The 6,024-nt window shown below is 70.8% G+C and carries 1 protein-coding gene; it reads left to right on the forward strand.

The window, feature by feature from the left end; genetic code table 11:
• On the forward strand, nucleotides 1-6,024 hold a 6,024-nt coding region (locus Q0W90_RS22590; RefSeq protein WP_297776745.1), incomplete at both ends, for a non-ribosomal peptide synthetase.

The raw sequence follows: 6,024 nt of genomic DNA on the forward strand, positions 1-6,024 counted from the left end.
ACTGGGCAACTGCAGTGCCTCGGCCGCGCCGACGAGCAGGTCAAGGTCCGCGGTTACCGCATCGAACTCGGCGAAATCCAGTCCGCCCTGGCCGGATTCGACGGCGTCGAGCAGGCCGTCGTCGTCGCGCGTGAAGATGGTCCCGGCCAGAAGCGACTCGTCGGCTACGTCACCGGCAGCGTCGACCCGGCCCGGATGCGCGCCGCACTGGCCGAACGGTTGCCCGCCTACATGGTGCCCGCCGCGGTGGTGGAGATCGACGCAATGCCGTTGACACCCAACGGCAAACTCGACGTCCGCGCACTGCCCGCCCCGGAATACACGGCCGGCCAGTACCGCGCCCCGGAAACGCCGACCGAGGAGATCCTGGCCGGCGTCTACGCCCAGGTCCTCGGCGTCGAGCGGGTCGGGGTCGACGACTCCTTCTTCGATCTCGGCGGCGACAGCATCTCCGCGATGCGCCTGGTCGCCGCGGTCAACGCCAGCCTGGACACCGGCCTTGCGGTGCGCATCGTGTTCGAGGCGCCCACCATCGCCCAGCTGGCGCCCCGGATCGGCGAGGGCGGCGGCGCGCTCGAGCCGTTGACGGCCGGTGCGCGGCCCGCGGTGGTTCCGTTGTCGTTCGCGCAGAACCGGTTGTGGTTCCTCGACCAATTGCAAGGACCCTCACCGGTTTACAACATGGCGGCCGCGCTGCGCCTGGACGGGCGACTCGATGCCGAGGCGCTGGGCGCGGCACTCGGCGATGTCGTCGCCCGCCATGAGAGCTTGCGAACGGTGTTCGTCGCACCCGAGGGATTGCCGCAGCAGGTCGTGATCCCCGCCGGCAAGGCCGATTTCGGGTGGGAGGTCGTCGACGCCAGCGGCTGGTCGGCAGACCAGCTGGACGAGGCGATCGGCGACACCGCCCGGTACACCTTCGACCTATCGTCCCAAATCCCGTTGCGGGCGGAACTTTTCCGCCTCCGCGATGACCGACATGTGCTGGTGGCCGTGGTGCACCATATCGCCGCCGACGGCATGTCGCTCACCCCGCTGGTCCGTGATCTCGGGACGGCATATACCAGCCGCTGCGACGGCCGCGGCCCCGACTGGGCGCGGTTGTCGGTGCAGTACGTCGACTACACGCTCTGGCAGCGCGCGCAGTTCGGCGACCTCGACGATCCCAACAGCCGCATCGCCGCCCAGCTGGCCTACTGGGAAGACACCCTGACCGGCATGCCGGAGCGGTTGCAGCTGCCCACCGACCGGCCCTACCCGCTGGTGGCCGACCAGCGCGGCGCCACGGTCGAGATCGACTGGCCCACCGAGCTGCAACAGCGAGTGGCCGACGTGGCGCGCCGACACAACGCCACCAGCTTCATGGTGATCCAGACCGCCCTGGCGGTGTTGCTCTCGAAGATCAGCGCGAGTTCCGATGTGGCGGTGGGCTTCCCGATCGCCGGACGGCGCGATCCCGCGCTCGATCAACTGGTGGGCTTCTTCGTCAACACCCTGGTGCTGCGGGTCGACCTGGGAGATTTAGGCGGCGATCCCACCTTCGCCGAGTTGCTGTCCCAGGTGCGCCACCGCAGCCTGGCCGCCTACGAGCACCAGGACGTGCCCTTCGAGGTGCTGGTGGAGCGGCTGAACCCCGCCCGGAGCCTGACCCATCACCCGCTGGTCCAGGTGATGCTGGCGTGGCAGAACTTCGCCGGGCAAGACGCCGGCCCCGCCGCTGGACTGTCCCTGGGCGATGTCGACGTCACGCCCATGCCGGTGGACACCCACACCGCCCGAATGGATTTGACGTTCTCGATGGGCGAACGCTGGAACGACGCGGGTGAGCCCGCCGGAATCGGCGGGACCGTGGAATTCCGCACCGACGTGTTCGACGCGGACAGCATCGCGGCGCTCATCGGCCGGTTGCACCGGGTGCTGCTCGCGATGACCGCCGACCCCGCGCAAGCGTTGTCGTCGGTGGACCTCCTCGATGAGACCGAACACGCCCGGCTGGACGACTTCGGCAACCGTGCCGCGCTGACCGGACCGGCAACCGAGACCGACTCGATCCCGGCGCTGTTCGCGGCGCAGGTTGCCCGCACCCCGGACGCCGAGGCGCTGGTGTGCGACGGCCACACGATGACCTACCGCGAGCTGGACGAGGCATCGAACCGGTTGGCGCACCTGCTCACCGGCCGCGGGGTCGGGTCGGGACAGGCTGTGGCGCTGCTGTTTTCGCGGTCGGCCGAGGCGATCGTCTCGATCCTGTCCGTGCTGAAGTCCGGGGCGGCCTACCTGCCGATCGACCCGGCGCTGCCGGCGGAGCGGATTGGGTTCATGCTCGGCGACGCCGCGCCGATCGCCGCGCTCACCACCGCCGATCTGGCCGACCGGCTCGACGGCCACGGTGTGGCGGTCATCGAGATCAACGATCCGGCCGGCCCCGTCCTCGAAGCCCAGCCCGCCACCGCGTTGCCGGCACCGGCGCCGGAACACCTCGCCTACCTGATTTACACCTCGGGCACCACCGGTGTCCCCAAAGGCGTTGCGGTCACGCATCGTAACGTCACCCAGCTGCTGGCATCCGGGGATTCGGGTCTGCCGCGCACGGGAGTGTGGTCGCAGTGGCATTCGCTGGCCTTCGATGTCTCGGTCTGGGAGATCTTCGGCGCGCTGTTGCACGGCGGTCGGCTGGTCGTGGTGCCCGAATCGGTGGCGCGCTCACCGGAAGACCTGCACGCGTTGCTGGTCGCCGAACAGGTCAGTGTGCTCAGCCAAACCCCGTCCGCGGCCGGTGCGCTCTCGCCTGCGGGCCTGGAGTCGGTCGCGTTGGTGGTCGCCGGTGAGGCCTGCCCGGCCGAGCTGGTGGACCGGTGGGCGTCAGCCCGGGTGATGATCAACGCCTACGGCCCGACCGAGGCGACGGTCTATGCCGCGATCAGCGCGCCCCTGGAGGCGGGCTCACCGGGCGTGGTGCCGATCGGCTCCCCGGTCCCCGGTGGGGCGTCCTTCGTGCTCGACGAGCGGCTGCGGCCGGTGCCACCCGGCGTGATCGGCGAGTTGTATGTGGCCGGCGCCGGTGTGGCCTGCGGCTACTGGAAGCGGGCGGGTCTGACCGCGTCGCGGTTCGTGGCCTGCCCGTTCGGTGCGCCCGGGACGCGGATGTATCGCACCGGGGACCTGGTGCGGTGGCGCGCGGACGGGCAACTGGACTACCTGGGCCGCGCCGACGAGCAGGTCAAGATTCGCGGCTACCGCATCGAGCTCGGCGAGGTGCGCGCGGCGCTGACCTGGGTGGACGGCGTCGAGCAGGCGGTCGTCGTCGCTCGCGAGGACCGCCCGGGCGATAAGCGGCTCGTCGGTTACGTCACCGGCACCGCCGACCCGGCCGCGGTCCGGGCCGCGCTGGCCGAACGGCTGCCGGGCTACATGATTCCGGCCGCCGTGGTCGTGATGCGGGCCCTGCCGCTCACCGCCAACGGCAAGCTCGACACCCGCGCGCTGCCCGCGCCGGAATACTCCGACGCCGACCAATATCGCGCCCCCGACAACGCCATTGAAGAAATTCTGGTCGGCATCTACTCGCAGGTGCTCGGGCTCGAGCGGGTCGGCGTCGACGACTCCTTCTTCGACCTTGGCGGGGACAGCATTTCGTCGATGCAGGTGGTGACGCGGGCGCGTGCCGCCGGCCTGGTGTGCAAGACCCGCGACATCTTCGTCGAGCAGACCGTCGCCCGGCTGGCCCGCGTGGCCGAGGTGGTCGACGCCCAGGCCGACGTGACCGACGCCGGTGTCGGGCCGGTGGTGGCCACCCCGATCATCCGGTGGCTGCGCGACGTGGAAAGCGTTGGCGGACACATCGATCAGTTCAACCAGGCCATGCTGGTGCAGGCCCCCGCCGGGGTCGCCGAGGCGGACGTGGTGACGGTGTTGCAGGCCCTGCTGGATCGCCACGCCATGCTGCGGCTCCGCGTTGACCGCCCGGATCTCCAGGGTTCCACAGGCTGGGTGTTGACGGTGCCCGAGGTGGGTTCGGTCGATGCCCGCGACTGCCTGCACGCGGTGGACGAGTTGTCGGACGCGGCGGTCATCGAGGCGCGGTCGCGGTTGAACCCGGGCGCCGGCGTGATGCTCTGCGCGCTGTGGGCGCGCTCCACCGGCCGGCTCGTGGTGATGGTCCACCACCTCGCCGTCGACGGTGTTTCCTGGCGAATCCTGTTGCAGGACTTGAACATCGCCTGGGCCCAGCATCACGGCGGGCAGCCGGTCGAGCTGCCCGCGGCGGGCACCTCGTTCGCCCGGTGGTCGTCGCGGCTGGCCGCCCATGCGCACCACCCCGACGTCGTCGTTCAGGCGGACACCTGGAAACGGGTGGCGGCGACACCGCCGGCCCTGCCCGCGGTGCGCCCCGACGTGGATACCTTCGCCACGGCCGGACACCTCCGGATGGAGCTGGACGTCGAGACCACCGGCATGCTGCTCGGCGAGGTGCCGGCGGCGTTCCGGGCCGGCGTGCAAGATATCCTGCTGATCGCGTTCGCGCTGGCCTGCGCGGAATTCACCGGCGGTCGCGGCGCGCCCATCGGCATCGACGTGGAAGGCCACGGCCGGCACGAGGAACTGGGCCGTGACATCGACCTGTCCCACACCGTCGGGTGGTTCACGACCAAATACCCGGTGGCGCTGAACGTTGACGGCGTCTCCTGGGCGCAGGTCACCGCCGGCGGGACTGTGCTGGGCGCGGTGCTCAAAGATGCCAAGGAACAGCTTCGGGCCCTCCCGGACCCACTGACCTACGGGCTGCTGCGCTACCTGAACACCGAGGTCGACCTGGACGGCGCCGAGCCGCCGATCGGGTTCAACTACCTGGGACGCCAGGGCGGCGCGAGCGAACTCACTGCGGACATGTGGCGCCCCGACCAGGACGGCTGGTCGGTGACCCGCGCCGCCACGTCGATACCGATGCCGCTGATGCACACCCTCGAGCTCAACGCGGTCACCGTCGACTCCGAGGCCGGCCCGCGGCTGCACGCCAACTGGACCTGGGCGCCCTCGGCCCTCGACGACGAGCGGATCAGCCGGCTGAGCCGACTGTGGTTCGAGGCCCTCGCCGGCATCTGTGCCCACGTCCGGTCCGGCGGCGGCGGATTGACGCCATCCGACATCGCGCCCGCGCGTCTGAGCCAACAGCAGCTCGATCAGCTTGCGCGGCAACACCACATCGCCGACGTGCTGGCGCTGACCCCGGTCCAGCAGGGGCTGCTGTTCCACGCCAACACCGCACCGGCGAGCGACGATCTCTACGCGGGACAGCTGGACATCAGCGTCACCGGCCCGCTCGACCCGGACCGCCTGCGCGGCGCGGTGCACACCGTGATCGCCCGGCACCCGAACCTGGTGGCTCGCTTCTGCGACCGCTACGACGAGCCGGTCCAGATCATCCCGGCGGACCCCGCGCCGGCCTGGCAGTACATCGAACTCGACCCCGCAGACGCCGCAGCCACCGCGGACACCGCAGCCGGCGAGGCGATCCAGCGGCTGTGCGCCGCCGAACGCGCCGCCGTCTGCGGGGACCTCGCCGCGCAGCCCGCATTCCGGGTGGCGTTGGTGCGCACCGCATCCGAGCGCTACCGGCTGGTGCTGACCAACCACCACATCGTGCTCGACGGCTGGTCCATGCCGATCCTGCTGGGGGAGATCTTCGCCGGCTACTACGGGCGGCGACTGCCGGCGGCCGCGCCCTACCGCGGCTTCGTCACCTGGCTGGCCGAACGCGACCTCGACGCCGCCCGCGCGGCCTGGGGTGAGGTGTTCGCCGGCTTTGACACCCCGACCCTGGTCGGCCCCCAGCGCCGGACACAGCTGGGACAGCAAAGCGTCGAGACGTTCACGCTGCCCGCCGACCTCACCCACGCCGTCGGCGACCTGGCGCGCTTGTGCCACACCACCGTCAACACCGTGCTGCAGGCCGCCTTCGCCCGACTGCTGTGCGGCCTGACCGGCCAACGCGATGTCGTCTTCGGCACCACCGTCTCGGGTCGG

This window comes from Mycobacterium sp. (assembly GCF_025933915.1).
Classification (GTDB): Bacteria; Actinomycetota; Actinomycetes; order Mycobacteriales; family Mycobacteriaceae; genus Mycobacterium.